Origin of the sequence: Novosphingobium sp. NBM11 (assembly GCF_015390225.1) — a bacterium.
Classification (GTDB): Bacteria; Pseudomonadota; Alphaproteobacteria; order Sphingomonadales; family Sphingomonadaceae; genus Novosphingobium.
In genome coordinates, this window is record NZ_VUOG01000001.1 from 74,714 (window position 1) to 100,786 (window position 26,073).

The window sequence follows — 26,073 nt, forward strand, 5'->3', positions numbered from 1 at the left end:
AAGAGGACCACGGTATGGCTTGCTGTCTATGCTCCGCGCACATATAGATGTGGCAATGGATGGACCTCGAGATCGAAACATTTTCGGGGCGTTCGCACTCATGATCAGCGACGACATCGTTCGCGCTAGTTCATCGCGGGCGCCGGAAGCTGGACCCGCCGCCTCCGCGCTGGCGTTGCTCGCGCACAAGCCCGGGCTCTCGATCCGTATGCTTGCGATCGGGGTGGGCCTTTCACATGCAGGGACCGTTCGCCTAGTGGATCGATTGGCGACCGAGGGATTGATCGAGCGTAGGGAGCATTCGACAGACGGGCGCGCGCGATCCCTCTATCTTACTCCAACTGGCAAGGTCGCGAGCGACGAGGTCCTGGCCTCGCGCGATCAAGTGATTGCCGAAGGGCTATCGATCCTTAATCCAGACGAACTGAAAATCTTATCGGACATCGCTGAACGCGTTCTTCGCAATCGCTTGGAAAACCTCGAGCAGTCATACCGCATCTGCCGGCTGTGCTGCTACGAGGGTTGCACGAACTGCCCCATTGATGCCGAATTGTATGAGCGAGGCGTAGACCGCGAGAAGAGCGACGACGCGTAGAAGGCTCGCAGTCGCGGCCTGTAGCGACGCGACGCGCTTTCGACTACATTCGCCAGGTATTTAAGACAGCATCTCCGACTTGCTCATTGACCTGATCCATCCAAGCGCCAGGTCGGGCGCGCGAAGTGGCAGCTATAGCCCCCAGGATAGCGCACCAGGTATCTTTGGTGCTCTGGCTCCGCCTCCCAAAAGGGTTCTTCCGGATTGATTTCCGACACGACCGGGCCAGGCCAACGACCTGATGCCTCAATCTCGGCGATGGTCGCCAGCGCGATTTCCTTCTGCACCTCGGTGGTATAGAAAATTGCCGATCGATAGCTCGGACCGACATCGCTGCCCTGTTGCTCGTAGGTCGTGGGGTCGTGGACCTGGAAGAAGAGCTCCAAGAGAGAGCGATAGCTGAGTACGGAAGGGTCGAAGGTCACTTCTACTGCTTCCGCATGGCCGTAATGTCTCGCATAGGTCGGATCAGGCATTTCCCCGCCTATGTAACCGACACGCGTCGATACCACTCCATTCGCTCGGCGCAGCAAATCCTCCATGCCCCAGAAGCAGCCGCCTGCGAGAATCGCTCGCTCTGTCGCGGCCACCCCATTGCCGGTAGGTGATTGGCTCACAGTCCGTTCGCCCTCTTCCGCGTGTGCCACGGTCAAGTCAGCCTCTCGGGATCGGCGGCCTTGCTGGTGCTCGAGAGCTCGGTCTGCACGTCCGAACCGCGGACAAGAGTTAAATCAACCGGACACCGATCAGCGATCGCGAGAATCCGAGCGCGCTGATCATCACTCAGCGGCCCATCGAGGACGATGGTACGCGTGAATCGGTCGGGCGGCATCATGTCCAGCACCTTCTCGTGCTGCACGGTCGTGCTCGCCCGTTCGAGCGGAAAGCCCTTGCGGTTCGCATAGAGACGCATCGTCATCACCGTGCAGGCTGCGAGGCCGGCAGATACGAGCTCGTAGGGAGATAGTCCGGTCCCGAGGCCACCGACCGATGCTGGCTCGTCGGCGAACAGAGTGTGCTCGCCGCTGCGGACCTTGAGCTGGAACGTCCCTGCAAGAGTTTCGGTGGCGACGACGCCCTCCGCAACCTCGACCTGTGGAAGATCCGCCGTGAGTGGTGGGAGAAAGCGGCTCGCCCAAACCGCCACCATGGCCGCAGCGTAGTTCGCGTCCGCGACGTCGGTGAGAAGGTGATCCGCGTTGTGGAGCGAGATGAAGCTTTTAGGGTGCCTGGACGCGACGAAGATGCGCGACGCGTGGTCGATGCCGACCACCTGATCCAGCGGAGAGTGCATGACCAGCACCGGCCGTCGCAGGGAGGCAATGGCCTTCTCGACGTCGATCCCCTCAACCGCCTCAAGGAATCCTCGGCGAATGAGGAAGGGCCTACCGGCAATCTCCACCGAGGCCTCGCCCTCGCTCGCGATGGTGTCCAGATCATTCGGTCCGAAGAGGCGCAAGATATGCTGAAGGTCGGCCGGCGCACCAATCGTCGCGACCGCCGCAATATCACGCATGTCGGCGGCGGCTGCGATCGCAGCGGTGCCACCCAGGCTGTGCCCGACGAGGAGGGACGGTGACATGCCCGCCGCCGCCATCGCCTTTGCGGCGGCCCGAAGGTCCTCGACGTCCGACGCGAAGTTCACAGGTTCTCCCGTCCCACCGCCGATCCCGGTCCCGGCGAAATCGAACCTCAAGACCCCGATGCCCGCACGCGACAGCGCGCGCGAGATGTAAACGGCGGCGCGACTGTCTTTCCCGCAGGTGAAGCAGTGGGCGAAGATCGCCCAGCCCCGCGGCGTCCCTTCCGGCGGTTCGAGGTGCCCGGAAAGCTGAGAGCCAGCCCCACTAGCAAACGTGAATGTCTTTTCTGCCATGTCCATCGAACCTCCAGCACGCGGCTTGGCGGTTGCGCTCTCAGAACCTTCAACGGAGCTGAGCGGAGCGCACCGCCAACCGAAGTCGTCATCTCAGGGTATCATTTATATGTCTGGCGCATATAGACAAGCCCCTGGACCATGATTATATGCGTCATGCATACTTCTGCGGCCTGCTTTCCACCGACGGTCTCACGGAAGCGGCATCAGTCAGGCGCATGGGCCAAAGGACTATGGAACTCAATCAAGTCAGCTATTTCATCAACTTGGCCGAGACGCTGAATTTCACAGCGGCCGCTCGCTTGAGCGGTGTGTCACAGCCAAGTCTGGCTCTGACTCACTTTTGCTGCTGGAGGTGCTCAGTTTGCGCCGACGAGGCGAGCTTCAAGCAGATCGAGCTTTGCGCGGCCATACATTTGACGTTTGATCAGCTTTAGGCGGGTAATCTGCCCTTCTGTCTGTCCGTTCGACCATTGTGATACCATTGCATTTCGGACCGCTGCCAAGTCTCGTTCAACGCCGTTGACAAAAGAGCTCACGAGGCCGCCTCTTGCGCTGTCGAGCCAGTCACTGAGCTTAGCCGCTGATTTTGAACGGATCATCGATTGGAACTCGCTGATCGCTTGACGCGCTGCGACCAGATCAGGGACATGATCTTCGATCACGGCCACAAGGATCGCTTCGGATCTGGCAAGTCCGTCGCGCGCAGATGTCATCAGCCGCGCAAGCACCCGTGCCGATGGTGTGCGAGCGAGGCCGCTTTGATTGGCCTTCTCGGCAAGGCGCCGACGTTGCGCCCATTGCGATACGATACCACGTTGCCCGACAAAGCCTTCGTTGCGCATTTCACGCCAGAGCGCCGAGGCATTGCGAGCACCAGCCTCCCACCTATCATTCATCCATGGCAGCCAGGCATCAAGGGAGCTAGGCCGAGTGCGGAATACATCCAGACGCTGACCGCGCAGCACGTCGCGTACGAGCTTGCGGCTGTACCCCGTTTGTCGAACGATTTGCCGGATGGAGGTCCCATTCTGTGAGAGTTGTTGGATTGCTTCATTCGTCTCCTGCCGGCGCAGGTAGCCTTCATACTGCAGCTTCTCGGCACAGGTGAGAAGCTTGGGATCCACGACATTGTTGCCGACCGCATGCCTAATCTGACGCATGGATTTGTTCACGGCATCAAGGAATGCCCGGCTCGAGTTCTCCATAAGATGCCATCTGTCCGCGACCTGTTCAGCATCAGGTAGACCTTTGGCGATGGCTTCACCGTAGCCGCCACCGCGATCACGGGCGACAACCGATATCGAGGGATGCCTTGCAAGCCAGGCGCGGGACGTTTCCAAGGCGCGATCTGGCAGCAAGGTAACAGGTTTGCGCCGTTCCAAATCGCAAACAATCGTGCCGTAAGTTTGACCACGCCGAAAGGCGAAGTCGTCAATGCCAATGACATTGAGCTCATCGCACCGTGCACCGACACGTCGCCGTACGACCCGCAACAGAGTGTCTTTGCTCACAGGCATCATCAGCCGTTGGGCAAAAGCTGCTCCAGGCCTGCCACCAAGCGCCAGTCCAAGCTGATGAACGATCGTTTCGAGCCGCTGAGTTCGCCGAGCGTACCGGGTAAGAACGCTTTTATTGAATTGCTCGCAAAAGATGCGTCGGCCACAAACTACCACGTCACACCAGAAACGACGTGCCTCGATCAAGAGAATAACCCGCCGACCGCTAAGCGGAAGGTCCGATGGTCTGCGCACATATCGACTTTGTACGCGCCGACTTCGTCGGCCACAGTCGGGACATGTCCCTACAGAGCAACGCGACCGTAACAGAATATGGAAATTCTCACCGACGCTATCAACCGAAACGACCACGAAACCTTCGGGGACCAAGTTCGCGCGCTGAAATCGACCGGGCATGGCAGATCCTCTCAATGGAACAGCCAAAGCCTATCATACCAGCAGCAAAAGTGAGTCAGAGCCCAAGTCTGACCCGCGCGATCCGCCGCTTGGAAGATGAGCTTGGCGGGCCGCTGATCTATCGCGACGGGAAGAACAGCCGCCTGACTGGCCTTGGCCATGACGTCGAGGCAGAATTCCGGCGCATGGTGGTCGCGATGAAGAGCGTTCGCAATCACTCGGAGCACTGGGCGATGGGGGGGCACCGCGTGCTGGATGTCGCCGTCGCGCCCACCGTCGGACCAAAGGAATTTACGGCATTCTTCGAGAGCGCATTGGCGGAGATGCCATCCATCGAAATCAAGCTGCACTCGCTCCAGTCGAACGAGGACACATCGGAGGTGCTTTCAGGAAAATACCACGCGTGCATCATGCCGCGTGAAACAAGACCGGAACGCAAGCTGGATGTGCATCCTCTATTTTGGGAGCGCTTCGTGCTCGGCTGTTCTGCAAACCATCCCTTGGCTGCCAACGAGATCGTGAGCGGCGAAGACCTGCTCGAGTTTCCTTTCGTCGATCGCCTGAAATGCGAGTTTCGCGATCGGATCCTCGATCACTTCGCGCGACGGGACTTGCTCATGCGACCTCGCTTTCGATCAGATCGCGAGGACTGGGTGCAACGGGTCGTCGCTGACGGCCACGCCATATGCATTCTTCCGGAACGATCGGCGACCGTGCAAGGCCTCGTCACTCGGCCGATCGACGGATTTGTCTTGGAGCGCGAAGTCGTGATCGCGACAGTATCCGGCTCCACGGCAACGGTCGAGATACGGAACATCGCGCAGCTGGCAACCCGGTACGAGTGGAACTGAATCACGACGTGAAGAGCTTCGGCGCTATGGAAACTATACGCGCAGCGTATTGGATAAATCTGAGGCGCACTGCGATAGTCGGCGCAATGACTGCAAAGATAAATGACAGTGTGCCTAGCTCTCTAGGTTAAGTATTGGAGACTATCATGAAGTTTGAGAAGTCACAGGCAGCAGTTGACCGCCTGACCCCCGAGCAACGCCGGATTACCCAGGATTCGGGGACCGAAAGGCCCTTCACGGGTGAGCACAACGACAACAAGGAGCCTGGCATCTACGTCGACATAGTGTCGGGAGAGCCGCTGTTCGCTTCAACAGACAAGTTCGATTCGGGTACTGGCTGGCCCAGCTTCACCAAGCCGATCGTTCCCGCAAACGTGAACGAGGTGCGGGACAGCGCACACGGCATGGTCCGGACGGAGGTCAGGTCGGTACACGCCGACAGCCATCTGGGCCACGTGTTCCCGGACGGTCCTTCCGACCGCGGCGGTCTGCGCTACTGCATCAACTCAGCGTCCCTTCGCTTCATCCCGCGCGACGAGATGGAGTCCGAGGGATACGGTGAATATCTCGATCAGGTAGAGGAGGATTAACATGCATCAGCGCGCAATTCTCGCAGGCGGATGTTTCTGGGGTATGCAGGATCTCATCCGCAAGAGGCCCGGCATCGTCTCGACTCGTGTGGGCTACACCGGCGGCGATGTTCCGAACGCCACGTATCGCAATCACGGCACGCATGCCGAGGGGATCGAGATCATGTTCGACCCGGCGGTGACGAGCTACAGGAACATCCTGGAATTCTTCTTCCAGATCCACGATCCGACGACGAAGAACCGCCAGGGCAATGATCGTGGTCTCTCCTACCGGTCGGGCATCTATTACGTCGACGAGGAGCAGAAGCGCGTCGCCGAGGATACGATCGCCGATGTGGATGCCTCCGGGCTATGGGATGGCAAGGTGGTCACCGAGGTCGAGCCGGTCGGCGATTTCTGGGAGGCCGAGCCGGATCACCAGGATTATCTGGAGAAGCGGCCGGGCGGCTACACCTGCCACTTCGTCCGTCCCGGCTGGGTGCTTCCGAAGCGTCAAAAGGCTGACGACGTGCAGCCCGCGGCCGGGACTGCAGCGGAATAGGCTTCACTGCCGTTGCCGCTGCACCGGTCCGGTTCGCAATCTTCGCGACCGCGTCGTTCAACGACGCGGTCGCCGAACCCTGCTTCAGAGAGACGGGCGGTTCCATTCAGTCGCCATCGCAGCACAGGATCGCAGATTTATGCCAGACCTCTCGTCCTTTCCGATCACGCAGCGCTGGCCGGCATCTCATCCCGATCGCCTGCAACTCTACGCCGCTCCCACGCCCAATGGCGTCAAGGTTTCGATCATGCTGGAGGAGACTGGCCTGCCGTATGAGCCCCACTTCGTCGACATCTCGAACAACGAGTCGAAGGACCCAGCGTTCGTGTCGTTGAATCCCAACGGCCGCATACCCGCGATCATCGATCCGGCTGGCCCTGACGGCCAGCCCATTGGCATATGGGAAACCGGTGCGATCCTCATCTATCTGGCCGACAAGACGGGGCAGCTCATCTCAACAACACCCGCCCAGCGGTACGAGACCCTGGCCTGGGTGTTCTTTCAGGTGTCGGGCGTTGGGCCGACCTTCGGACAGCTAGGCTTTTTCCTGCGATTTGCCGGCAAGGACTATGAGGACAAGCGACCTCGGCAGCGCTTTGTTGATGAATCCAGGCGTCTTCTCGGGGTCCTGGATCACCGGCTGGAGGGCCGCGAATGGATTGTCGATGATTACTCGATCGCGGACATTGCGACGTTTGGCTGGGTGAATGCGCTGGTCGAATTCTACGCAGCGGGCGACATCCTCGGCCTAAGCAGCTATTCGAACGTGCAGGCATGGCTCGAACGCGGCCTGGCGCGACCGGCTGTACAGCGTGGCCTGCGAATTCCTGCGAGGCCTGCATGACCATTATCGCCGCATATTATTACAACGAAGGTAAGCGAGTCCGTGAAATCAGGCTCGATGAGCACGTCGAACTAAACGAGAATCGCTCGGGCTTCTGCTGGATCGCGCTTAGCGAGCCCACCGCAGACGAACTCAGCGCGATCCAGACGACGTATAACCTCCATCCTTTGGCGATCGACAACGCCATGCACCCGCTGTGCCCGCCCAAGCTCGAGGTCTACAACGATGAGTTGTACGTCGTCGCCCAGACCGCCGAGCTGGTCGGCGACCGGATCAGCTACGGCAAGATGGCGATCTTCACCGGTCACAATCACCTCATCACCGTGCGGCACGGCAACGCCGGAGCGCTGGGCAAACTTCGGGAGCAACTCGAGGCATCGCCGACGCAGTTCGGCAAGGGTGTCGACTATGTGCTGCACGCGATCTTGCACCGCGTGGTCGACCAGTATCTGCCCATCTTCGAAATGATCGAGGACGACGTCCTGGCGATGGAGCGACGGTCGCTGCACGATTTCCTCGGGCCAGAAGAGGTGGCGCGAATCTTCGAACTAAGGTCCGAACTCACGCGGTTCCAGCGCACGCTCGGGGCTATGGCCGAGCTGGTGCGAAAGCTCGTTCGCGGCCACTTTCCCTGCATCAGCGCCGAAATGACACCATATTTCCACGACGTCGCGGACCATGTCCACCGCGTGCAGTCCATGGTCGACGGCCTCCTGCTTGTCCTGTCCACGGTCTTCGAGGCCAGCAGCCTTCTGGAAGCGCAAAGGATCGGTGTGGTCACTCGCCAGCTCGCGGCCTGGGCGGCGATCTTGGCGGTCCCGACGGCGATCGCCGGAATATATGGCATGAACTTCAAGCACATGCCGGAACTGGACACGCCATATGGCTACTTCGTCGTGCTCGGAGTGATAGCGGTGTTCTGCCTTCTCCTGTTCATGCGCTTCAAGAAGGCCAAGTGGCTATGAGTAACGCACTTCGCGAGCTTCTCCGTCCGCTGACGAGTCACAGCGCGCTTTGTGCGCGAGCGTGTCCAATCCAGTTCAAGATGAAGGTGCTTCCATGACCTCCCAGGTGACCGACGTTCTAGAAGCAGTCCAGTCATTGATCGCCAAAGGCTATGACCGCGAATACCGCGTAAAGGACGGCAATCTCGTCGATCTCGAACTAGGGTCAACCCTCGATGCATGCAGCATTCGCGTCGATGCGGCGTTGCGCCTCGAGAGCGGGGACGACGGCGAAGATGCCTCCAACATCTACGCGATCACCGATCCGGCGACAGAGCATAAAGGCCTGTTGATCGACGCCTTCGACGTGTTCCACGAAATCTGCCCCCGCGACTTGTCCGAGCGCCTTGAAGCGCATCGGGAAACAGCGCCCGCGGGTGACCAGGACGCGCCGAGCAAGCATGGACTGCGGAAAGTCTACAAGAGCGAGTTTCACAGCGATCCCGAGCGTTACGTTCTGCGCGAGGGCTTTCCAGACTTCCCGCCATGCCCTTTCGGCCAATCCTTCAGCATCCTCGGCTTCGATACCGCCGAGCAGGAATATGTCTGGCTCGTCACGAGCATCATTCGAGATCCTCGGCTGATCAGGGTTCCATACCAGGGCGAAGACGTCATCAGCGACGAATAGCGGTGTCGCTTAGCCGGAAAGGCTGACCTTCCTGGCCCACACATCTGCAGGCTGAACTTTAAGAACATCGAAAATTAGGAGGTGATTATGGACTGGAACAAGGACCACATACGAGAAACTATGCTCTTGCTGGAGACAGCAGCGTTGCACAGCGCTCGCGAAAACTACCTGGACTATGTCTCTACCGCTCGGCTCGATCGGAGCGAACCGATCGAAAACGACGAACTAGCTCAGGCCGAGGTCGCGAGCGACTTCGCTGAAGCGCTCGATGACACGCTCCATGACTACGCCGATAAACTCGAAAAGCTCAGGACGATCGATTTCGGCCCCAAGTTGGCCGTCAACGAAGGCGCTGTCGTCAAGCTGTCCGGCCGCCACTTTGTGATCGCGGTGTCAACGAGCAAGTTTACCTGTCAGGGGCGTGAGCTCATGGGCATTTCCACGATGGCGCCGATCTTCGAAGCGATCGAGGGTGCCCGAGCCGGGGAGACCGTGCAGTTCAACGGCCGAGACCTCACCGTAGAAGACGTGGAATAAAGCCCTCCACCGCAGCCGGCGCGCTAGTGCCGAACGCCCTGCATCTCTTTCTGCATGCATACGGTCACTTGCAGCCGCATTGACCTGGCTCATCAAAGGCAAACTCATGACAACACCTTCATTCTTCATCACCCCCGGATACGGGACGCGCCTGCATGACGCGCTTCATTATTCTCAGGCAATGCGCATTGGTGACCGCGTGGAAATCTCCGGACAGGGCGGATGGAACGACGATCTCGTCATTCCGGAGTCGATTGAGGAAGAGATCGAGCAGGCGTTCAAGAACGTGGAACGGACGCTCGCGACCGCCGGAGCACGCTGGCCGCATGTGGTCCACGTCAATTCCTATCACGTCGGTGGATTCCCTCCTGTGATCAACGAAACAATGGCCAAGCTGTATCGCCACTACATGCCCGACCGCGCTCCAATCTGGACGCAGTTGGGAATCGAAGCGCTGGGGCTTCCAACCATGCGTATCGAAATTCGCGTAACAGCTATCATCGCCTGACCCCGCGGTTCGTGCAGGAGCCGTGCCGCGCTAATCCCGCACGCCCTGCGCCCGCTTCTCCATGCATATCATCGTATCGAGAGATCCGGTTATCATCGGCGTGCTCGGAGAACGGGGGGCCGCCTTGGCCTGGTTGGCGCGCCTCGGCTGCCTGCGGGCGATGGCCAGCACTGCCAGGAGCGTGAGCAACGCCGCCGCATAAAGGAACAGGCCGCCAGGGCCGACGATATTCATTGCAGCTGCTCCTATTAGGGGGCCAGCGGCTGTCCCGATCCCGTTGAGCAACAGAAGCCCGCGCGCGGTGCCGAGTAGCCGACCGGCCGGAAGATCGTCGTTTGCGACGGCGAGACACAACGAATAAATCGGGATGCCAAAGCCGCCGAACAGCGCACCCGCCGCAAGGAGCAGCGGCAGAGGCGCTTCCACCGCCAACGCTACGCCGATGGCAGACGCTGCGGACGCCAGCGCCGCACCGGCGATGACAAGATTCCGGGGCACTCGATCCGAAAGCCAACCGAGTGGCCAATGGAAGGCGAGCGTTCCACCAAGAACCGCAGCCATGAAGGCGGAGATACCGCCCACATCGAGGCCGATGCTCTGGGCGAAGCTCGCGCCCATGCCCCAGAAACCACCGATAGCCAGGCCGGCCAGGAAAGCGCCAGCCGCAGCGAGAGGTGATACGAGGACGAGGTCCCTGAACGCGACCCATTCCTGTTCCACCTGGGCCGGCGGATGACTGGGCAGCAAGGTGATCGGAACCACCGCCGCTGATATCAGCAGCGACACGATGAGGAACAATGTCACGTCGGCGGGCGGTGCGATGTTGAGTAACGCCTGCCCGATTGCCCATGAGGCCATAGAGACAACTCCGAATATCGACAGGAGCTGCCCGCGTGTGGATGGCAATGCGTGGGCGTTGAGCCAACTCTCCGTTGCGAGGATCATGCCCGCGTAGGCGAAGCCGGTAATCAGGCGAAGCGGCATCCAGGCGATCGGCTCCACGAACGCCACATGGAGAAGGGCGGTCATCGAGGCAATGGCCGCGAAGCCGGCGAAGGTTCTGACATGTCCCACGGAGACGATGATCGGTGGCAACACGAGCGCGCCGATCGTGAAACCCGCGAAGTAGAAGGACATCATCGCGCTGATCGCGCCGGTCGAGAACCCCTCATGGCCGGCTCTCACGATCAGGAGCGTGCTCAGCAGGCCATTGCCCAGCAGCAGAGCGGCGACGCTCAGCAGCAGCGCCGCCACCGGCGCGAGAACGAGGCCGCGCTTGCCCGCCGACCTCATGGTATCCATCGCCGGGCTCATTCTCGGGCCTGACTTGAGGGTTGATACTCTGCCGCACTGATGAACTGGTCGAATGCTTCGCACCAGATGACGACCGTGTTGTAGTCACGGACATCGATGCCGGCAGGCACCTCGACGATGAAGCCGTTGAACGTCTTCACGTCGCCCACGCGGACTGATCTGTCCTTGATCAGGAGAAAGGCCTCCTTCGTGTCGACGAAACGTGGTGCGAGGTAGAGCTTGTAGTCGGGACCAGGGGCGAGGCGCCCGATATGGGCGATACGGTCGCGCGAGACCCGGATCTCGCCTTCCCCCCAGTGAAGCAGGTCGCTGCCTTTGAGATCGCGGGCCAGACGCCCTGCGTAGAGCGTCTCGGCTGAGATGGTCCGCAAGGCCGCCGCATCCGGGGCCTGGGGGGCGGTCAGGATCGGCAGCGTGTAGACACCGCCCGCGAAGCCCATGGCGAGCATCGCGAGATGGGTGGCAATCAGGATGACCCAGCGCCGCATCGGTTACACCAGCTCCAGTCCCTTCACGAGCTGATCGGCGTCGAGATGGAAGTCCGAGAATACGATGCGGCCGCCAGCGTCCATCACGGAGAACCAGGGCGTTCCCCGCGTGCGGTAGTCCTCCATGAAGGTGGGAAGCGTCGCGCCGGCAGGTGGCTCGTCGTGACCGAACGCGACAGGAAGCGCATACTTGAGCTGGTTCACGCGCAGCTTCTCGAAGGTGTTCTCATCCGCTCCTTCGAAGACGGTCTGGATCACCGCGAAGCCCACGCCCTTGGCGCTCAATGCACCATGCAACCTTTGTAGCGTCGGAAATCCATGCAAATGGCAGCCACGGCACCAGTGCTGGAAGGCGAAGAGGACTTTCGGGCCGGTGCCGAGATCCGACAGCTTGAGCGGCGCGATGCTTTCTCCATCCACGCCAATCCATCTCTGCACCCGCAGCTCGGGGGCTTGTCGTTCGTCGACGCTCATCTAATCCTCCAATTCCGATGCAGAAGTCCGATGAGTGGTCGCGTGTGGCGATGGCACGCGAACCTCACCGCCTTGATCCCCTACAGGTTGTAGGATGCGAGTTCGCCGACCGATACCTCGTGGCCAGCGCCGCCGTTCTTCCGTCGGTGTGTCACCGCCGCCCCTCAATGACAAAGGCGCGATAGCGGGAACCGGCAAAACGGTGCGCAGCGATGGTTTGGTAGGCGGGGCTATGATACCAATCACGGGCGGCCTGCATCGTCGGGAACCGCAAAATTACGGCCCCTTCGACGGGCGGCCCCTCCAAATGCTCCATCGCGCCATAAGCGGCGAGAAAGGTTACGTCGTGGCCATCGAACGATGGGCCGACGCCTTCAGAATAGTTTGCGAGTTCTTCCGGATCGGTGGTTTCTTCGCGGGTGAAGACGACGAACGCTTCCATCTTAAAGTCTTTCATAAGGTCGCATCTGCAGGCCACCGCCGCTGGCGATGGCCTTAATGTCGTCAGGCTGGCAGCTCGAACCCGATTTTCGTGAGTGCCTCGACGCACGCATCCTGATCCTGCTGATAGTTGCCTCCGGAGATGCCGATCCCGCCGATCAACTTCCCGTCTTCCAGGATCGGATAGCCTCCGCCGACAGCGACCATCCGGGGGCGATAGGCCAGCGGCGCCACTTTTGGATCGTTCGAAACATAGTCGTTCCAAACATGGGTCGGGTACCCAAACGAGGCGGAACTCCAAGCCTTGTCGATGGCAACATCGACGGTGAGAAACGGCGCGTCATCAGTGCGCTCGAACGCGCGCAGGTTACCGGTGGCGTCGACGACGGCGACCGCAGCCGGGATGCCGATTGTACGTGCCGCGGCGATCGCCGCGTCGATGAGGGCGACGGCGGTTTCGCGGTTGATCGAGGCGGTGGCAATGGATTTCGTCATGGAATTTCCTTCGCCGTGGCGTAATCCGTCCGGCGTTCTTGAGGTTAGAAAAGACGTTCGGCGGTGGCAGTCATCAGAAGCCTTCGAGGACAATCTTGCCTCTTGCCGCGCCACTTTCGATCAATGCGTGCACCGTCTTCAGATTGGCGGCATTAATTGGCGACAATTTTTCGGTTAGCGTCGTGCGAATTTTGCCGTCGTCCACCAGCACCGCCAGCGAATTGAGGATCTTGCCCTGCTCATCCATGTCGGGCGTGCCGTAGAGCGACCGTGTGAACATCAGCTCGTGGTGGATCGACACTGCCTTGCGCTTGAACAGCATGACGTCGAGCGCCTTGGGATCGTCGATGAATCCGAACCGTCCTTGCGGGGCGATCAGTTCGGCGATGTCGGATGCATGCTGCTCGGTATGCGTGGTCGAGAACACGAAAGCGGGAGCGCCGATGTTGAGCTCGGCGATCTGTGGCGCGAGCGGCCGAGAGTGGTCGATGACATGATGAGCCCCAAGCCCTTTAACCCACTCCTGGGTTTCCGGCCGAGAGGCGGTGGAGATGACGATGAGATCCGTGCGCTGTCGAGCGATCTGGATGGCGATCGACCCGACCCCACCCGCACCACCGATGATGAGGATCGCCGCCGCCGCCCCGGGAACGGGCTTCGTCACGTCCAGGCGATCGAACATGGCTTCCCAGGCCGTCAACGTCGTGAGTGGCAGCGCCGCCGCTTCCGCCCAGTCGAGCGACGCGGGTTTACGACCGACGATCCGGGCGTCGACGAGATGGAACTCCGCATTGGTGCCAGGCCTTATGAGCGATCCGGCATAATAGACCTCGTCGCCTACCGCGAACTGCGTCACGTCGGGGCCGACCTCTTGCACGATCCCGGCCGCATCCCATCCCAGCACCTTCCAATCGCCATCAGCGGGCGGCGTGCTGCTGCGGATTTTGTAGTCGACCGGGTTGACCGAGACAGCCTTCACCTCAACCAGGATATCGCCTCCTTCAGCGACAGGCCGAGGCAGATCAATGTCGACCAGAGAGGCGTCCTCGGCGATGGGTCCCGGAACCTTGTAACCAACGGCTTTCATCGGTGTCTCCAGCTTGCTGTATCCTGAAGTCTTATCGATCAGATCGAATTTTCTTCCGAAATATACTCAGGATTTAAAGATTTCGCGTGTCAGACTATGAAGGTATGCGCGCAACATATCCAATAGCGGTACGACATAGTTTCCATACCTCGGAGCCGGATTCAGAAGTTTATCGAAAATAGCGGTTTATTGCTGTTCGGCGGGTGAGCATTCGGATGGAGGCGATAAGCGCCCAAGCGGTTGAGGAGTCGACCTCTCAGCGGTCGCGTTGGCAGGGGCGATCTCGCCCGCCGGTCTCACACCAACGTTGGCAAGCGACGGCGTCCGCTCGAAATCCGCTGACGGGGATACGCCTGCAATGCCGATTCGAAGCTATCGAAACTATAGCTACAGGGTATTGGGAAATCATACTGGACTGACGCTATAGTCTTCACGCATAACCACGACTCAAAATGGTCCAACACTTTTATACGCTAATAGAGAATCCGGTATTCTGATTTTCAGTGAATTGGCTCGTTCGGCGGTGGTGCGCGCAAAGATCTTTTACAGAATTCTGAACTGAATCAGGTTCTGGTCTGTCGTGACAAGCAAGGGGGTTTCGCTATGGTCACCAGAGGTTTCACAGGCCGCGGGCCAGGCGGCGACCAGTACGATCGGATTCCGCCGGGTCAGCATCTCGTGGAGAATTTCCCTGTTCTGACGGCCGGGCCAACGCCGAACGTGGAGCCCTCCGATTGGAAATTCACCGTCAAGATCGGTCCGAAGCCGGTCAAAGTGTGGAATTGGAGCGAGTTCAACGCTCTACCGAAGACCAAGGTGACCCGAGACATTCACTGCGTCACGTCCTGGTCCAAGCTGGATACCGCGTGGGAGGGCGTACTCGTAGAAGACATCCTTGCAGATGCAGGGCTCGATCGGCCCACCGATTTCGTCTTGGCGCACTGCTACGATAACTACTCGACAAACATCCCGCTGGCGGATCTTCTCTCCGGGAAAGCGATGGTCGCCCTCAACTATGCGGGCAAGCCGCTTCCCCGCGATCATGGAGGGCCGGCGCGTCTTCTGGTTCCGCACCTTTACTTCTGGAAGTCCGCCAAATGGGTGAACGCGCTGCAATTCACAACGCGTGACGAGGCCGGATTTTGGGAGCTGCGCGGCTATCACATCTACGGCGATCCGTGGCGCGAGCAACGATACACCAATGACTGAAAACGGCGCGCAAATCGCGTGGCAGCCATGCGTAATCGACGAAATCGTCCAACAGACCCCGAGTATCAAGAGCTTCTTCCTTCGGTTGAGCAAACCGTTCGCGCACATCGCAGGGCAGCATGTCGATGTCCGGCTGACCGCGCCCGGTGGCTACAGTGCGATGCGGAGTTACTCGATCGCGTCTTCGGCAATCTCGTCTCCGATCGTCGAGCTCGCTATCGAGCGCCTACCGGATGGCGAAGTTTCGCCGTTCTTTCACGATGTCGCAGCGATCGGCGACGAAATCGAGCTTCGTGGTCCGCTCGGCGGCCATTTCCTGTGGCCTGAACCTGCCATAGACCCAGTGCTGTTGGTCGGGGCAGGCTCGGGCCTCGTGCCGTTGATGGCAATGATCCGGCAGCGCCGCGCGCTGGCCCAAGTCGTGCCGACAGCGCTGCTCTTGTCCGCACGAACCGCTGAGGACGTTCTCTTCTCAAAAGAGCTTCATTCCATCGACGTCAGCGACCCGGCATTCGTCTTGGCGCTGGCAATTACGCGCGAGAAACCGATCCGCCCATCGGACTTTGCGCGACGGATCGACGGCGCGATGGTCCAGGAAATCCTGGCTCGGCTTCCCCGAAATCCCACACAAGTCTTCGTTTGCGGATCCAACGGATTCGTCAACATCGCGACCGAGGGCGCGCTGCTGGCCGGCCTAGACCCCTCCATTGTCAAAACCGAGCGCTACGGCGGCTAGCGGCGCAAGCTACTTCGCGTCCCGCCGATCGTGGACGTGCAGCCCACGGATTAATTTTGGAGATCATCATGAGCCGCTTTGCCGAACCCGTCTTCATTGCCGCCGGCCTTCGGACGCCTTTCGGCCGCGGTGGAGGCGCGTTGGCTGCCTACGATGCCATCTCTCTGTCCGTGCCTGTCGTGCAGGCGATGGCGGCGCAGGCGGAGCCTGATCTCCTCGTCTGGGGAACCGTGATCCCGAATTTGGGCTGGAGCAATATTGCTCGAGAGACCTGGCTTGACGCCAAGCTCACTCCGACGGTTCCGGCATTCTCCGTCGTCCTGGCATGCTCAACCAGCATGACAGCGACCTTCGCTGCGGCGGGGATGCTAGGTGGCGAAACGGACCTCACCATGATCGGCGGGTCCGAAGTGATGAGCCGCCCTTCAATCGCCCTGACGGCCGAGGCGTCGAAGCGGCTCACTGACCTCTTTGCGAAGGATGCGATGGGCGCGCTCACCGCCCTGCAGTCCCTTGCCCCAAACGACTATGTGCTCCCCACCAAGGGCTGGGCCAACCGGATCACCGGCAGGACGATGGGTGATCACATGGAGGAGACCGCCAAGGCCTGGCGGATCTCGCGCGAGGCTCAGGATGATTGGGCGCTCAAGAGCCACGAGCGCGCCGTCGCGGGTTGGGAACGGGGCTTCTTCGACGATCTCGTGATTCCCCTGCCTGAACTGGCGCGCGATGCGAACCCGCGCGCCGACACGTCGTCCGAGCGGCTTGCCGCTTTGAAGCCGGCCTTCGATCGCGACAGCGGGAGGGGAACCTTGACCGCCGGGAACAGCTCGCCAATCACGGATGGCGCCGCCGGCTGCTGGGTCGCCACCGAAGCCGGTGTGGCGAGACTCCCGGCGGGCACCCCCTACGCGCGGCTCGTTGACTACGAGGTCTCGGCCGTCGATTTCCACACCGAGGGTCTGCTGATGGCGCCCTCCTACGGCATTCCGCGCCTGCTCGCCCGCCATCAACTCGGCTTCTCCGACATCGCGCTCTGGGAAATCCACGAAGCCTTCGCAGCCCAGGTGCTGGCGAACGTCGCGGCCATCACCGACCCGGAGTGGGTGCGCGCGACAGCCGGCGTCCAGGCGGCGATGGGCGATTTCGACTGGGACCGCGTCAATCCCAATGGAGGCTCGGTCGCCCTGGGTCATCCGTTCGGGGCTACAGGCGCGCGCGACCTCAGCCAGGCGGTGAAGGAGCTCTGGGCCATGCCGCCCGGATCGCGAGCGATCGTCAGTATCTGCGCCGACGGCGGCCAGGGCACAGTCGCCCTTCTCGAACGCGGCTGACCGGAGATCGCCGCCACGAAAGCGATCCGCTTCCAACTGTCGGAGACGCGATATGACAACTGATGTGCTGCTGTACACCACGAACTGGTGCCCCTTCTGCCGCCGGGCGAAGACGCTCCTCAAGGAGAAGGGCGTGCAATGGAAGGAACTCGATATCGAAGCTGATCCGGTCCACCGGCAGGCCATGACGGAAGCTTCGGGTCGAAGCTCCGTGCCGCAGATATTCATCAACGGCACGTATGTCGGTGGCTCCGATGAGCTTTTCGCGCTCGATGTTAGAGGCGAGCTCGACAAACTTCTCGGGCGCACGTCGCCCTCCGCCTGAGGAAACCCGGGCCGGACAATGCGGGGCCCCGCACGGGTCGATGAATACGAAAGGAGAGCCTCTTGGTCTCAGCAATCTGGAACGGCGCCACCATCGCCACAAGCGAAGAGACAGTCGTCATCGATGGAAACCACTACTTCCCGCCTTCGGCGGTCGATTTCGGCCTGCTCGAGATGAGCCCGCACACATCCGTCTGCCCGATCAAGGGCGCCGCGCGCTACTTCCATGTTCGCGTGGGCGAAGACCTCAATGTGAATGCGGCCTGGACCTATCCCGAACCAAATCCGGGCTCCGAAGGCATCCGGGATCACATCGCCTTCTGGAAGGGCGTGGAGGTCGGGTAGAAGACCGGACCAGCGGCAGCTTGGCAGATGGTTCGGTAGGGGTCTGCGCCGCAATCCATTCGCCCGGCCCGGGACGGGTGGGCTCTCGCAGCCGCAGGGGACTTCCCGCGGACGGGCGCCTGCAGCCGATGCGCGGCCGCGCATCGGCTGATCAGGACGGAGGGACATCATGGAGCATGCCGAGTTCAACTCCGCTTTCGCGAAGCTTGCACTGGGATACGGCGAAGGCGTCTACGACGGCCGGCGTTTCGGCGTGACGGTCCGGCGATCCCCGGATGGACGGCGCAACAGCCTGTTCGCCAGGGAGTTGGCTGGAACCAACATCGTCAGCTTCAACCTCTACCGGACCGGGTCGGATCAAACCTTGCTTAAGCCCTGCGAAATGTCCGCCGAAAAGGTCTTGGCATTCGTGCTGGATTTCAAACCGGACTCCTGACGGGCAGGTGGAGGTCGCGGCCGACCGGTTCGACTGCGACGCCCGCCCCCTACGATTGCGCATGGCGCTCAAAGGTATCGAAACTATAGCCGCCGGTCATTGGACTTCGTCGGGCGATGAATTCATCTTCTATAAATCGCCATCCGTTGGGGAATCGGTGCTGGCTCTGGTCTACGCCAGATTGAGAAAGTCTAAGCGATGACGAACAACAATGACGCTACCTTTCCGACACCTTCTGATCTTGATGAAGGCGCGGCGATGACTGTCGCCGACGCTCTGAAAATTATTCTGGCGAACAGCTACGCGATTTACCTGAAGACGAAAAATTTCCACTGGCACGTCTCTGGACCCTACTTCAGGGACTATCACCTGCTTCTTGATGAGCAGGCCGCAGAGATCCTCGCCGCCACCGATGCGATCGCCGAGCGCGCCCGAAAGACGGGCAATACCACCATTCGATCGATCGGCGATATCGCGCGCCACCAGACCATCAAGGACAATGATGCTGAGTTCGTGACGCCGCAGGACATGCTGGGCGAACTCCGCGCCGACAATCTCCACATGGTCGAGTCGTTTCGCCGCGCAAAGGACGTCGCGGACAAGGCGAAGGATAATGCGACGTCCGGCCTGATCGACGCTTGGACGGACGAGGCTGAGCGCCGTGCGTGGTTTCTCTTCGAAATCAGCCGCTAGCGCTTCGCCGAGCAAACCTGCGTCAGGAATGACGCCCGGGCGTGGGAGGCGATGATGGCGAAGGCCGGCTTTGGAGGGGGATGCCATTGGTGCACAGAAGGCGTGTTCCAGGCGTTGCGCGGGGTCGCCCAGGTCGACCAGGGCTTTGTCCAGTCGGACGCGCCGGCAGATACCTGGTCAGAAGGGGTGATCGTCACCTTCGATCCATCGGTTATTCCGTTGGCGACGCTGTCCGAGGTGCATCTCAGAACGCATTCCGCTGCCAGGGTCCGCTCACCTCGCAGCAAGTACCGTAGCGCGATCTACGTCTTTGAAGAGAGCCAGCGGCCTGAGGCCGAACAGGCGATCGTCCGCTTCGCCGACGCGTCTGGCAAGGCGGCGCACACCCTGGTCCTCCCGTTTAAAGGTTTCAGGGCGTCGGACGAGCGTTACCAGAACTACTATCGAACCGACCCGAGCAGGCCCTTCTGCCGCCGCTACATCGATCCCAAGCTGGATCATATCCGACGGCACTTTTCGGAACTGGCGCTCCCTGAAGCGACCCCGACTGTCCGGCGAGCCATCGAAAGCGGTGATGGCTCGTAGTTCTAATGCGGCTCTCGAACGCGCCGGCTTAAGCGGCTCGCCGTTGAGCAGCGCGGTATCGTCCGTAGCCAACCTTGATCAACAGTCCCTCCTCGCACATCCGAGTTAGGTAGCACCGAGGAATACCGATCTCCGTCAGATCGCGGGTGCGGGCTTCGCCGAGCTTCTCCACCAACCTCACTGCATGCTCTCGGAGAGTCGGCATCGGCCCGCCGGCAGCGGCAATCCTCTCTGCTCTCAGTCGATCACGCTTACGCACCTTGACGGAGGGCGTTTGGATATGATTGAGGGAAATTGGCAGGTCGAAGTTCGCATTTTCGTCGACCCCGGCGAGCCACTTCCCCTTCCTCGCGCCAGAGCGCCGGAAGGGAGAAACAGCGAAGCCACACAAACCGCGTTTACACCTCCATTGCCAATTCGGTCGCTTGCCGGATCGCGCGCTTGGCATCGAGCTCCGCCGCTTCACAGGCGCCGCCGACAAGGTGCGAGCGGATGCCCGCCGCCGCCAGGTCATCGTGCAATCCGCGCGCCGGTTCCTGGCCGGCGCATACGATCACGGTATCGACATCGAACAACACCGGCTGCCCTTCGACCAGCGTGTGCAGCCCGGCATCGTCGATGCGCAGGTATTCGACGCCGCCGACCATGCGCACGCCCCGGCGCTGAAGCGTAAGACGATGGGTCCAGCCCGTGGTGCGGCCCAGACCCTTGCCCACGGTGGTCGCTTTGCGCTGCATCAGCGTGACCTCGCGATCGTTGCGCGCCACTACCGGTTCCACCCCGGTCACGCCGCCACGCGGATGATTGCGGAAATCGATGCCCCATTCTTTGCAGTCGCAGTTTATGTCGAGCGTGGCGGCGAGAGACGCAGGTTTCCTTCGGTTTTCCATGATTTCACTCCAGATAATTACGGTTCCCTCGACCTGAACAAGTCGAAGGAACCAACATGCGATCAAGATCATTATTGTCGTTTCGAGCGGCCCGGCTCCGGGTCGAAGACCCGCCCAGTCACGACGCTCTACTCACCGCATTCCTCTCCTCTCTGTCGCTCGACGAGAGGTCAGGCAGTGCGATTCTGTTTGGCGCTGCGGCCCGTCATTTCCTGCATTGGATGGAACTGCATGGGATCGCGATCCGCACGATCGACGATCGGACCGTTCGGCGGTTCGAGAAGCATCGGTGCCGTTGCCACCGGTATTCGGCGCAGCAGCCAGTCTATAAGGCGGACATTGCAGCGCGAGTCAGGCGCTTCGTCCGCTTCCTGGAGGATCAAGGCTACGTCGGTGTCGACGACGGGATCGACGATCTGCCACGGCACCTCGCCGACTATTTCGATGGGATCGATCGCTTGCAACTCGCGCAAGGACCGGCCCAGTCCTATCGATCCGAGGCCGAGCATTTCGCGGCCTGGCTTCGCATTGCGCGACGACAATGGGCCGATATCGATGACACGATCATCGACCAGTACGGCGCGCATGATTGTCGATGTCCGGTCTGGCGCAAGCGAGGCAAGCTTGTTGCCTCGGGCGCGAAGCGGCGGCGGCGAGGCGCTCGGCACTTCGTCGAGTTCTTGCGCGACCGCGGTGTCATCCCTTCAGTCGAACTGGTGTCGGATGACGACCCGCACATGGCGGCATATCTGGCATGGCTCAAGCAACACCGCGGCGCGACCGATGAGACGATCCGGCGCTACCGGGCCGATATCAGGCGGCTCGCGCCTATGCTCGGCGAGCCTTCACAATGGGATGCAGCCGTCCTCAGACGGGCGTTTCAACAACGAAGCAAGGAGACGCCGGGTTCGGCATCACTGCTCGTCACGATAATACGGAGCTATATTCGGTTCCTGGTCGTGCAGGGTATTTGCCGTCCAGCTTTGTTGCACGCGATCCCATCAGTGCAACGCTACCGTCTTTCGACGCTGCCCCGGCACGTTAACCCGGCAACGATCGAGCAGATCATCGGCGCATGTCCGACTGATCGCCCGGTGGAAGTTCGGGACAAGGCCATCATTCTCCTGCTCGCCCGGCTTGGCCTGCGTGCCGGTGATATTCGGGATATGCACCTCGACGATATCGACTGGCGCTCGGGCCACCTGACGGTCAAGGGCAAGACGCGTCGGCCTGATCGCCTGCCATTGCCTCAGGACGTCGGTGACGCGATCCTGGACTACATTGCCACGGCGCGTCCCAAGACCGCCGATCCGCATCTGTTCGTGCGCGCGCAAGCCCCGTTCCGTTCGTTCCGCTCATCGGCGGAGATCGCCGGCATCGTTGCACGCACGCATGAGCGCGGCGGGATCGAAGGCGTGCCGACCGGATCGCACATTTTCCGGCATTCGCTTGCCACCAACTTGCTGCGCGCGGGCGCAGGGCTGGAGTCCGTTGGAACGATCCTGCGCCACAGCTCGCCCGAGACCACCGCCATCTACGCCAAGGTCGACCTGCCGATGCTCATGAAAATCGCGCAGCCATGGCCGGGAGAACCGTCATGCTGAGCACGCAGATTGCCAGATACGTCTCGCTGTATCGCAGCTTGGGGCGGAAGTTCTCGGAACAGGAACGACTGCTGCGCCAATACGCCGCTTTCGCTGAACGCTTCGGTGACCGGCACACCCGAGTGCAGCGCATCTACGACTGGTGCCACACGGCAAGCTCGCAAAACGTGGCTCGCCATAGGTACGACGCTGCTCGTAACTTCAGCCTTTTCGCTCATGCCGAGGACCCAGACAACGAAGTCCCGCCTGTCGGCGTTTTCGGCCGGGGGAAGCGGCCACGTCCCACTCCGACCATAATCGAAGCGGACCAGGTGCGGGCGATCATGGCGGCGGCATTGAACGTTCCGCCCCATGGCACGATTAGCCCATACACGTACCATTACCTGTTCGGCCTGCTCGCGGCGACAGGTCTCCGGATTTCCGAGGCTCTCGCGCTACAGTGCAACGATCTGGTCGAGGATGGGCTGGTCGTCCGCAACGGCAAGTTCGGCAAGCAGCGACTGATCGCCTTGCAGCCATCGACGCGCCAAGCACTCGAAGCCTACATTGCGATCCGCGCGAAGCACCCGGCCAAGTGTAATGACCTGTTCGTCACTATCCGGGGGCGGGCGCCGCACAAGGTGCGCGCCCACGTCGTGTTCGTCAGGTTGGCCCGGCTTCTCGGATATCGTGGAGCAACCGGTACGGCAGGCATGCGACTCCACGATCTGCGACATACGTTCGCTGTTCGCTCGCTTGAGTCCTGCCCGCGTGACAGGGAGGCCATTGCCCACCACATGGCCGGTCTCAGTGTCTACCTGGGGCACGCGTCGATCGCCAACACGTACTGGTATCTCGAAGCCACGCCAGTGCTGCTGCGCGACATTGCGGCTGCAAGCGAGCAACTTTTTCAAGGAGAAGCGGCATGACGGCGCTTGCTCTCCATCTCTCGGCATATCTGCGGGAACATCTGCCGCGCGAACGCGCCGTCAGCCCGCACACGGTGAAGACCTATGCCAACTGCTTCGTCCTCCTCGTCCAGTTCGCTGCCGATCGGCTGAAGCGCCGACCGACCGATCTCGAGGTTGAGGATCTCGGCACAGACATGATCATGGCCTTCCTCGATCATGTGGAGATCGGCCGCGGCAGCTGCGTGCGGACCCGCAATGGCAGGCTCGCCGCGATCCGATCCTTCTTCCGATACATCGAGTACCGGATTCCAGCCTGCCTCGATCAGGCACTCCGTGTCAGAGCAATCCCGACCAAGAAGACAGACAAGGCGCTGATCGATTACCTCGACCGGGCCGAGATCAAGGCTTTGCTCGATACACCCGATCCCCGGACACGCCTCGGCACCCGTGATCGCGCGATGCTGCATCTTACCTATGCTGGCGGACTGAGGGTGTCGGAACTCGTAACGCTGCAACTGGGCGATTTCCCGGACCGCTCCCTGTCCACCATGCACATCATGGGCAAAGGGCGACGTGAACGGGTCCTGCCGCTGTGGAAGGAGACCCAGATCGCATTGCGCGCATGGCTTGCGATCCGGCCTCAAGTTGAGGTCACCGAGATTTTCCTCAATGCCAACGGGCAGCCGATGACCCGCGACGGATTTGCGTTCCGATTGGCCGAGCACGTCAAGACGGCAGCGACGAAGCAGCCGTCGATCCTTGGGAAGCGCGTCACACCCCACGTGCTTCGTCATTCTTGCGCGATGCACACGCTCGCGGCGACGGGGGACATTCGCAAGGTCGCATTATGGCTCGGCCACGCCAGTATCCAGAGCACCGAGACCTACTTGCGCGCCGATCCCGAAGAGAAGCTGCAGATTCTCGCAGCCCACGGTGCCCCTGCGATCAAGCCGGGGCGCTTCAAGCCGCCTTCCGACGCCTTGATCACAATGCTCACCGACGTTCGAAGGCGGGCCTGACCCGTCTTCGAACACTCCCTCTAACCCGCATATTATCTGGAGTGAAATCATGGAAAACCGAAGGAAACCTGCGTCTCTCGCCGCCACGCTCGACATAAACTGCGACTGCAAAGAATACGTTTAATGTGGAGCTCCACATTACACATATTCGCGGGCGAACACATCGATATCGAGCGCGGCGGACGTGCCCTGGTGGGTGATCAGCTCCGCCACGTCGAAGCCGATGCCGCCCGCCCCCATGATCGCCACCTTGCGGCCGACCTGTGCCGCGCCCGCGATCACATCGATGTAACGCACGGCCTTGGGATGATCGATGCCGGGCAGATCGGGCCGGCGCGGCGCGATACCCGTGGCGATCACGATCTCGTCGAAGCCGCCGTCCGCCAGCATCGCGGCATCGACGCGCGTACCCAGTTTCAGCGTGACCCCGTGCACATCGATCATCCGGCGAAAATAGCGCAGGGTCTCGTGGAACTCCTCCTTGCCGGGGATGCGCTTGGCGAGATTGAACTGCCCGCCGATTTCGTCCGCCGCATCGAACAGAGTGGCGTCGTGCCCGCGTTCCGCCGCGAGCGTAGAGAAGGCGAGGCCGGCCGGCCCCGCGCCGACCACTGCGATTCGCTTGCGCGGCTGCGCCGGGCGCATCACGATCTCCGTTTCGCGGCAGGCCCGTGCGTTGACGAGGCATGAGGTCAACTGGCGGGTGAAGGTATGGTCAAGGCAGGCCTGGTTGCAGCCGATGCAGGTGTTGATCTCGTCCTCGCGCCCTTCGCGCGCCTTGTTGACCAGATCGGGATCGGCCAGCATCGGCCGCGCCATCGAAACGAGATCGGCATCCCCCCGCGCAAGGACGGCTTCCGCCACATCGGGCATGTTGATGCGGTTGCTGGTGATGAGCGGGATCGACAATTCCTTGCGCAGCCGCCCGGTCACCTGCGTGAAGGCCGCGCGCGGCACCATCGTCGCGATCGTGGGCACGAAGCTTTCATGCCAGCAGAAATGCGTGCTGATGACGTCGACGCCTTCGGCTTCCAGCGCCTTCGCCAGCGAGACGACCTCGTCCCACGCCAGTCCGCCCTGGAGCATGTCCATGGCGGAGATACGGAAGATCAGCAGAAAGTCCGGGCCAACCGCCACGCGCACACGCCGCACCACTTCCAGCGGAAAGCGCATCCGGTTTTCCCACGAACCGCCCCAGCGATCGGTGCGCTGGTTGGTCTTTTCGACGAGGAAGGTGGAGATCAGGTAGCCCGCCGAACCGATGATCTCCGCGCCGTCGTAGCCAGCTTCCCGCGCCAGCTTCGCGCAATTGGCGAACGCGGCGATCATCTCCTCGATCCCCGCTTCATCCAGTTCGCGCGGGACATAGGCGCCGATGCGCGACTTTACCGGCGATGGCGCGACGCAATCCGGGGTATGGGCCAACGGGCCAGTATGGAGGATCTGCATGCAGATCTTCACGTCGGGATCGGCCGCGTGGACGGCGTCGGTTACGTGCCGGTGCAGCGGTATTTCGGACGGTTCGGATAGTTTCGCGCCGACGCCGCCCGTCACGTGCGGCGCAATGCCGCCGGTGATGATCGTACCGACTCCCCCCTTCACGCGGTCGACGAAATAGGCGGCAAGCCGTTCGGCGGCATCCGGCACGTCTTCCAGGCCGGTATGCATCGATCCCATGATGATCCGGTTCTTGAGCCGATGCGGGCCGATCGCCAGCTCGGAGAACACGTGCGGATAGCGGACAGGTGCGTTCATGGAATCCTTCCTCCCGGATCATTGCTAAACACTGTTTAGCAATTGCATAATAAACGTCGTTTAG

The 26,073-nt window shown here is 61.1% G+C and carries 32 protein-coding genes; 21 read left to right on the top strand and 11 right to left on the bottom strand.

Features of this window, described 5'->3' with window-relative positions:
- Positions 1-100: 100 nt before the first annotated feature.
- Positions 101-595 (top strand): MarR family winged helix-turn-helix transcriptional regulator, encoded by a 495-nt coding sequence (locus F1640_RS00385; RefSeq protein WP_198149082.1) that lies wholly within the window; start codon positions 101-103, stop codon positions 593-595.
- 83 nt (positions 596-678) lie between these two features.
- Here F1640_RS00385 and msrA (F1640_RS00390) read toward each other — a convergent pair whose 3' ends face one another.
- Together msrA (F1640_RS00390) and F1640_RS00395 are read right to left on the bottom strand one after the other, a co-directional pair.
- Positions 679-1,185: a peptide-methionine (S)-S-oxide reductase MsrA gene (gene msrA, locus F1640_RS00390; protein ID WP_142172216.1), complete on the bottom strand. Its 507-nt coding sequence runs from the start codon at positions 1,183-1,185 to the stop codon at positions 679-681.
- Between the two features lie 59 nt (positions 1,186-1,244).
- The gene (locus F1640_RS00395) at positions 1,245-2,477 is read right to left on the bottom strand and encodes a bifunctional alpha/beta hydrolase/OsmC family protein (protein ID WP_142172124.1); all 1,233 of its coding nucleotides are present in this window, start codon (positions 2,475-2,477) and stop codon (positions 1,245-1,247) included.
- A gap of 227 nt (positions 2,478-2,704) precedes the next feature.
- Here F1640_RS00395 and F1640_RS25945 point away from each other — a divergent pair, with 227 nt between their 5' ends.
- Positions 2,705-2,908, top strand: coding sequence for a LysR family transcriptional regulator (locus F1640_RS25945; protein ID WP_375336195.1), 204 nt, complete (start codon positions 2,705-2,707; stop codon positions 2,906-2,908).
- On the opposite strand, the gene F1640_RS00405 is transcribed toward F1640_RS25945, so the two are convergent.
- Positions 2,831-4,387 carry an ISL3 family transposase gene (locus tag F1640_RS00405; protein WP_194917215.1) on the bottom strand — a complete coding sequence of 519 codons (1,557 nt, stop codon included), beginning with the start codon at positions 4,385-4,387 and terminating at the stop codon, positions 2,831-2,833. The two genes, F1640_RS25945 and F1640_RS00405, sit on opposite strands and share 78 nt — an antisense overlap.
- Before the next feature lie 14 nt (positions 4,388-4,401).
- Here F1640_RS00405 and F1640_RS00410 point away from each other — a divergent pair, with 14 nt between their 5' ends.
- The 8 genes from F1640_RS00410 (at position 4,402) to F1640_RS00445 (ending at position 9,890) form a co-directional block, all read left to right on the top strand.
- On the top strand, positions 4,402-5,238 hold the full coding sequence (locus tag F1640_RS00410; protein WP_194917216.1) for a LysR family transcriptional regulator: 837 nt from the start codon (positions 4,402-4,404) through the stop codon (positions 5,236-5,238).
- 146 nt (positions 5,239-5,384) lie between these two features.
- Positions 5,385-5,828 (top strand): peptide-methionine (R)-S-oxide reductase MsrB, encoded by a 444-nt coding sequence (gene msrB / locus F1640_RS00415; RefSeq protein WP_066114554.1) that lies wholly within the window; start codon positions 5,385-5,387, stop codon positions 5,826-5,828.
- 1 nt (position 5,829) lies between these two features.
- Positions 5,830-6,369, top strand: coding sequence for a peptide-methionine (S)-S-oxide reductase MsrA (gene msrA / locus F1640_RS00420; RefSeq protein WP_142172126.1), 540 nt, complete (start codon positions 5,830-5,832; stop codon positions 6,367-6,369).
- 139 nt (positions 6,370-6,508) lie between these two features.
- A complete protein-coding gene (locus F1640_RS00425) occupies positions 6,509-7,213 on the top strand; it encodes a glutathione S-transferase N-terminal domain-containing protein (protein ID WP_066117792.1) in 705 nt (234 codons plus the stop codon).
- Positions 7,210-8,178 (top strand): magnesium and cobalt transport protein CorA, encoded by a 969-nt coding sequence (locus F1640_RS00430; protein WP_039392455.1) that lies wholly within the window; start codon positions 7,210-7,212, stop codon positions 8,176-8,178. Before F1640_RS00425 ends, F1640_RS00430 begins: the two co-directional genes overlap by 4 nt.
- A gap of 94 nt (positions 8,179-8,272) precedes the next feature.
- On the top strand, positions 8,273-8,845 hold the full coding sequence (locus F1640_RS00435; protein WP_066117795.1) for a hypothetical protein: 573 nt from the start codon (positions 8,273-8,275) through the stop codon (positions 8,843-8,845).
- Between the two features lie 87 nt (positions 8,846-8,932).
- Positions 8,933-9,382: a hypothetical protein gene (locus tag F1640_RS00440; RefSeq protein WP_018429624.1), complete on the top strand. Its 450-nt coding sequence runs from the start codon at positions 8,933-8,935 to the stop codon at positions 9,380-9,382.
- 79 nt (positions 9,383-9,461) lie between these two features.
- The gene (locus F1640_RS00445) at positions 9,462-9,890 is read left to right on the top strand and encodes a RidA family protein (protein ID WP_018429625.1); all 429 of its coding nucleotides are present in this window, start codon (positions 9,462-9,464) and stop codon (positions 9,888-9,890) included.
- A gap of 30 nt (positions 9,891-9,920) precedes the next feature.
- Here F1640_RS00445 and F1640_RS00450 read toward each other — a convergent pair whose 3' ends face one another.
- The 6 genes from F1640_RS00450 to F1640_RS00475 all read right to left on the bottom strand — a co-directional run bounded on the left by F1640_RS00450 (position 9,921) and on the right by F1640_RS00475 (position 14,189).
- Positions 9,921-11,192 (bottom strand): MFS transporter, encoded by a 1,272-nt coding sequence (locus tag F1640_RS00450; protein WP_142172128.1) that lies wholly within the window; start codon positions 11,190-11,192, stop codon positions 9,921-9,923.
- Positions 11,193-11,200: 8 nt separating this feature from the next.
- A complete protein-coding gene (locus F1640_RS00455; protein WP_066117798.1) occupies positions 11,201-11,692 on the bottom strand; it encodes a DM13 domain-containing protein in 492 nt (163 codons plus the stop codon).
- Between the two features lie 3 nt (positions 11,693-11,695).
- Positions 11,696-12,166, bottom strand: coding sequence for a peroxiredoxin (locus F1640_RS00460; RefSeq protein WP_026227543.1), 471 nt, complete (start codon positions 12,164-12,166; stop codon positions 11,696-11,698).
- A 151-nt stretch (positions 12,167-12,317) separates the two neighbouring features.
- Positions 12,318-12,608, bottom strand: coding sequence for a DUF1330 domain-containing protein (locus F1640_RS00465; RefSeq protein WP_066117885.1), 291 nt, complete (start codon positions 12,606-12,608; stop codon positions 12,318-12,320).
- A gap of 62 nt (positions 12,609-12,670) precedes the next feature.
- Positions 12,671-13,102 carry a heme-binding protein gene (locus tag F1640_RS00470; RefSeq protein WP_004357630.1) on the bottom strand — a complete coding sequence of 144 codons (432 nt, stop codon included), beginning with the start codon at positions 13,100-13,102 and terminating at the stop codon, positions 12,671-12,673.
- A 73-nt stretch (positions 13,103-13,175) separates the two neighbouring features.
- Entirely contained in the window at positions 13,176-14,189 is a 1,014-nt protein-coding gene (locus F1640_RS00475; protein WP_066117801.1) for a zinc-binding alcohol dehydrogenase family protein, read from the bottom strand.
- Positions 14,190-14,792: 603 nt separating this feature from the next.
- On the opposite strand from F1640_RS00475, the gene F1640_RS00480 reads away from it, so the two are divergent.
- From F1640_RS00480 to F1640_RS00515, 8 genes are all read left to right on the top strand, one after another.
- Positions 14,793-15,398 (top strand): sulfite oxidase-like oxidoreductase, encoded by a 606-nt coding sequence (locus F1640_RS00480; RefSeq protein ID WP_066117805.1) that lies wholly within the window; start codon positions 14,793-14,795, stop codon positions 15,396-15,398.
- Positions 15,391-16,134: a ferredoxin reductase gene (locus F1640_RS00485; protein WP_066117808.1), complete on the top strand. Its 744-nt coding sequence runs from the start codon at positions 15,391-15,393 to the stop codon at positions 16,132-16,134. The genes F1640_RS00480 and F1640_RS00485 overlap by 8 nt, the downstream gene beginning before the upstream one ends.
- Positions 16,135-16,202: 68 nt before the next feature.
- Entirely contained in the window at positions 16,203-17,468 is a 1,266-nt protein-coding gene (locus F1640_RS00490; RefSeq protein WP_066117886.1) for an acetyl-CoA C-acyltransferase, read from the top strand.
- Positions 17,469-17,520: 52 nt separating this feature from the next.
- Entirely contained in the window at positions 17,521-17,793 is a 273-nt protein-coding gene (grxC, locus tag F1640_RS00495) for a glutaredoxin 3 (protein WP_142172132.1), read from the top strand.
- A 62-nt stretch (positions 17,794-17,855) separates the two neighbouring features.
- The gene (locus F1640_RS00500) at positions 17,856-18,137 is read left to right on the top strand and encodes a DUF427 domain-containing protein (RefSeq protein ID WP_066117815.1); all 282 of its coding nucleotides are present in this window, start codon (positions 17,856-17,858) and stop codon (positions 18,135-18,137) included.
- Positions 18,138-18,306: 169 nt separating this feature from the next.
- The gene (locus F1640_RS00505) at positions 18,307-18,573 is read left to right on the top strand and encodes a hypothetical protein (RefSeq protein ID WP_066117817.1); all 267 of its coding nucleotides are present in this window, start codon (positions 18,307-18,309) and stop codon (positions 18,571-18,573) included.
- A gap of 198 nt (positions 18,574-18,771) precedes the next feature.
- The gene (locus F1640_RS00510) at positions 18,772-19,266 is read left to right on the top strand and encodes a Dps family protein (protein WP_066117820.1); all 495 of its coding nucleotides are present in this window, start codon (positions 18,772-18,774) and stop codon (positions 19,264-19,266) included.
- A gap of 51 nt (positions 19,267-19,317) precedes the next feature.
- Positions 19,318-19,851, top strand: coding sequence for a peptide-methionine (S)-S-oxide reductase (locus F1640_RS00515; RefSeq protein WP_142172137.1), 534 nt, complete (start codon positions 19,318-19,320; stop codon positions 19,849-19,851).
- A gap of 398 nt (positions 19,852-20,249) precedes the next feature.
- Here F1640_RS00515 and F1640_RS00520 read toward each other — a convergent pair whose 3' ends face one another.
- On the bottom strand, positions 20,250-20,741 hold the full coding sequence (locus tag F1640_RS00520; protein ID WP_194917217.1) for a hypothetical protein: 492 nt from the start codon (positions 20,739-20,741) through the stop codon (positions 20,250-20,252).
- A gap of 56 nt (positions 20,742-20,797) precedes the next feature.
- Here F1640_RS00520 and F1640_RS00525 point away from each other — a divergent pair, with 56 nt between their 5' ends.
- Genes F1640_RS00525 through F1640_RS00535 form a run of 3 tightly spaced genes read left to right on the top strand, consistent with a single transcriptional unit; the run spans position 20,798 to position 24,254 of the window.
- A complete protein-coding gene (locus tag F1640_RS00525) occupies positions 20,798-22,345 on the top strand; it encodes a tyrosine-type recombinase/integrase (RefSeq protein WP_011540750.1) in 1,548 nt (515 codons plus the stop codon).
- Positions 22,339-23,253 carry a tyrosine-type recombinase/integrase gene (locus F1640_RS00530; protein WP_011540751.1) on the top strand — a complete coding sequence of 305 codons (915 nt, stop codon included), beginning with the start codon at positions 22,339-22,341 and terminating at the stop codon, positions 23,251-23,253. Before F1640_RS00525 ends, F1640_RS00530 begins: the two co-directional genes overlap by 7 nt.
- A complete protein-coding gene (locus F1640_RS00535) occupies positions 23,250-24,254 on the top strand; it encodes a tyrosine-type recombinase/integrase (RefSeq protein ID WP_011540752.1) in 1,005 nt (334 codons plus the stop codon). Before F1640_RS00530 ends, F1640_RS00535 begins: the two co-directional genes overlap by 4 nt.
- 138 nt (positions 24,255-24,392) lie before the next feature.
- Here F1640_RS00535 and F1640_RS00540 read toward each other — a convergent pair whose 3' ends face one another.
- Entirely contained in the window at positions 24,393-26,009 is a 1,617-nt protein-coding gene (locus tag F1640_RS00540; protein ID WP_194917218.1) for an NADPH-dependent 2,4-dienoyl-CoA reductase, read from the bottom strand.
- Between the last annotated feature and the right edge of the window lie 64 nt (positions 26,010-26,073).

Bases quoted from the DNA above. Each gene is read 5' to 3' on its own strand.
- F1640_RS00385 (WP_198149082.1), top strand. From the start codon at position 101: ATGATCAGCGACGACATCGTTCGCGCTAGTTCATCGCGGGCGCCGGAA.
- F1640_RS00395 (WP_142172124.1), bottom strand. From the start codon at position 2,477: ATGGACATGGCAGAAAAGACATTCACGTTTGCTAGTGGGGCTGGCTCT.
- F1640_RS25945 (WP_375336195.1), top strand. From the start codon at position 2,705: ATGGAACTCAATCAAGTCAGCTATTTCATCAACTTGGCCGAGACGCTG.
- F1640_RS00405 (WP_194917215.1), bottom strand. From the start codon at position 4,387: ATGCCCGGTCGATTTCAGCGCGCGAACTTGGTCCCCGAAGGTTTCGTG.
- F1640_RS00410 (WP_194917216.1), top strand. From the start codon at position 4,402: ATGGAACAGCCAAAGCCTATCATACCAGCAGCAAAAGTGAGTCAGAGC.
- msrB (WP_066114554.1), top strand. From the start codon at position 5,385: ATGAAGTTTGAGAAGTCACAGGCAGCAGTTGACCGCCTGACCCCCGAG.
- msrA (WP_142172126.1), top strand. From the start codon at position 5,830: ATGCATCAGCGCGCAATTCTCGCAGGCGGATGTTTCTGGGGTATGCAG.
- F1640_RS00425 (WP_066117792.1), top strand. From the start codon at position 6,509: ATGCCAGACCTCTCGTCCTTTCCGATCACGCAGCGCTGGCCGGCATCT.
- F1640_RS00430 (WP_039392455.1), top strand. From the start codon at position 7,210: ATGACCATTATCGCCGCATATTATTACAACGAAGGTAAGCGAGTCCGT.
- F1640_RS00435 (WP_066117795.1), top strand. From the start codon at position 8,273: ATGACCTCCCAGGTGACCGACGTTCTAGAAGCAGTCCAGTCATTGATC.
- F1640_RS00440 (WP_018429624.1), top strand. From the start codon at position 8,933: ATGGACTGGAACAAGGACCACATACGAGAAACTATGCTCTTGCTGGAG.
- F1640_RS00450 (WP_142172128.1), bottom strand. From the start codon at position 11,192: ATGGATACCATGAGGTCGGCGGGCAAGCGCGGCCTCGTTCTCGCGCCG.
- F1640_RS00455 (WP_066117798.1), bottom strand. From the start codon at position 11,692: ATGCGGCGCTGGGTCATCCTGATTGCCACCCATCTCGCGATGCTCGCC.
- F1640_RS00460 (WP_026227543.1), bottom strand. From the start codon at position 12,166: ATGAGCGTCGACGAACGACAAGCCCCCGAGCTGCGGGTGCAGAGATGG.
- F1640_RS00465 (WP_066117885.1), bottom strand. From the start codon at position 12,608: ATGGAAGCGTTCGTCGTCTTCACCCGCGAAGAAACCACCGATCCGGAA.
- F1640_RS00470 (WP_004357630.1), bottom strand. From the start codon at position 13,102: ATGACGAAATCCATTGCCACCGCCTCGATCAACCGCGAAACCGCCGTC.
- F1640_RS00475 (WP_066117801.1), bottom strand. From the start codon at position 14,189: ATGAAAGCCGTTGGTTACAAGGTTCCGGGACCCATCGCCGAGGACGCC.
- F1640_RS00480 (WP_066117805.1), top strand. From the start codon at position 14,793: ATGGTCACCAGAGGTTTCACAGGCCGCGGGCCAGGCGGCGACCAGTAC.
- F1640_RS00485 (WP_066117808.1), top strand. From the start codon at position 15,391: ATGACTGAAAACGGCGCGCAAATCGCGTGGCAGCCATGCGTAATCGAC.
- F1640_RS00490 (WP_066117886.1), top strand. From the start codon at position 16,203: ATGAGCCGCTTTGCCGAACCCGTCTTCATTGCCGCCGGCCTTCGGACG.
- grxC (WP_142172132.1), top strand. From the start codon at position 17,521: ATGACAACTGATGTGCTGCTGTACACCACGAACTGGTGCCCCTTCTGC.
- F1640_RS00505 (WP_066117817.1), top strand. From the start codon at position 18,307: ATGGAGCATGCCGAGTTCAACTCCGCTTTCGCGAAGCTTGCACTGGGA.
- F1640_RS00510 (WP_066117820.1), top strand. From the start codon at position 18,772: ATGACGAACAACAATGACGCTACCTTTCCGACACCTTCTGATCTTGAT.
- F1640_RS00515 (WP_142172137.1), top strand. From the start codon at position 19,318: ATGATGGCGAAGGCCGGCTTTGGAGGGGGATGCCATTGGTGCACAGAA.
- F1640_RS00520 (WP_194917217.1), bottom strand. From the start codon at position 20,741: ATGGAAAACCGAAGGAAACCTGCGTCTCTCGCCGCCACGCTCGACATA.
- F1640_RS00525 (WP_011540750.1), top strand. From the start codon at position 20,798: ATGCGATCAAGATCATTATTGTCGTTTCGAGCGGCCCGGCTCCGGGTC.
- F1640_RS00530 (WP_011540751.1), top strand. From the start codon at position 22,339: ATGCTGAGCACGCAGATTGCCAGATACGTCTCGCTGTATCGCAGCTTG.
- F1640_RS00535 (WP_011540752.1), top strand. From the start codon at position 23,250: ATGACGGCGCTTGCTCTCCATCTCTCGGCATATCTGCGGGAACATCTG.
- F1640_RS00540 (WP_194917218.1), bottom strand. From the start codon at position 26,009: ATGAACGCACCTGTCCGCTATCCGCACGTGTTCTCCGAGCTGGCGATC.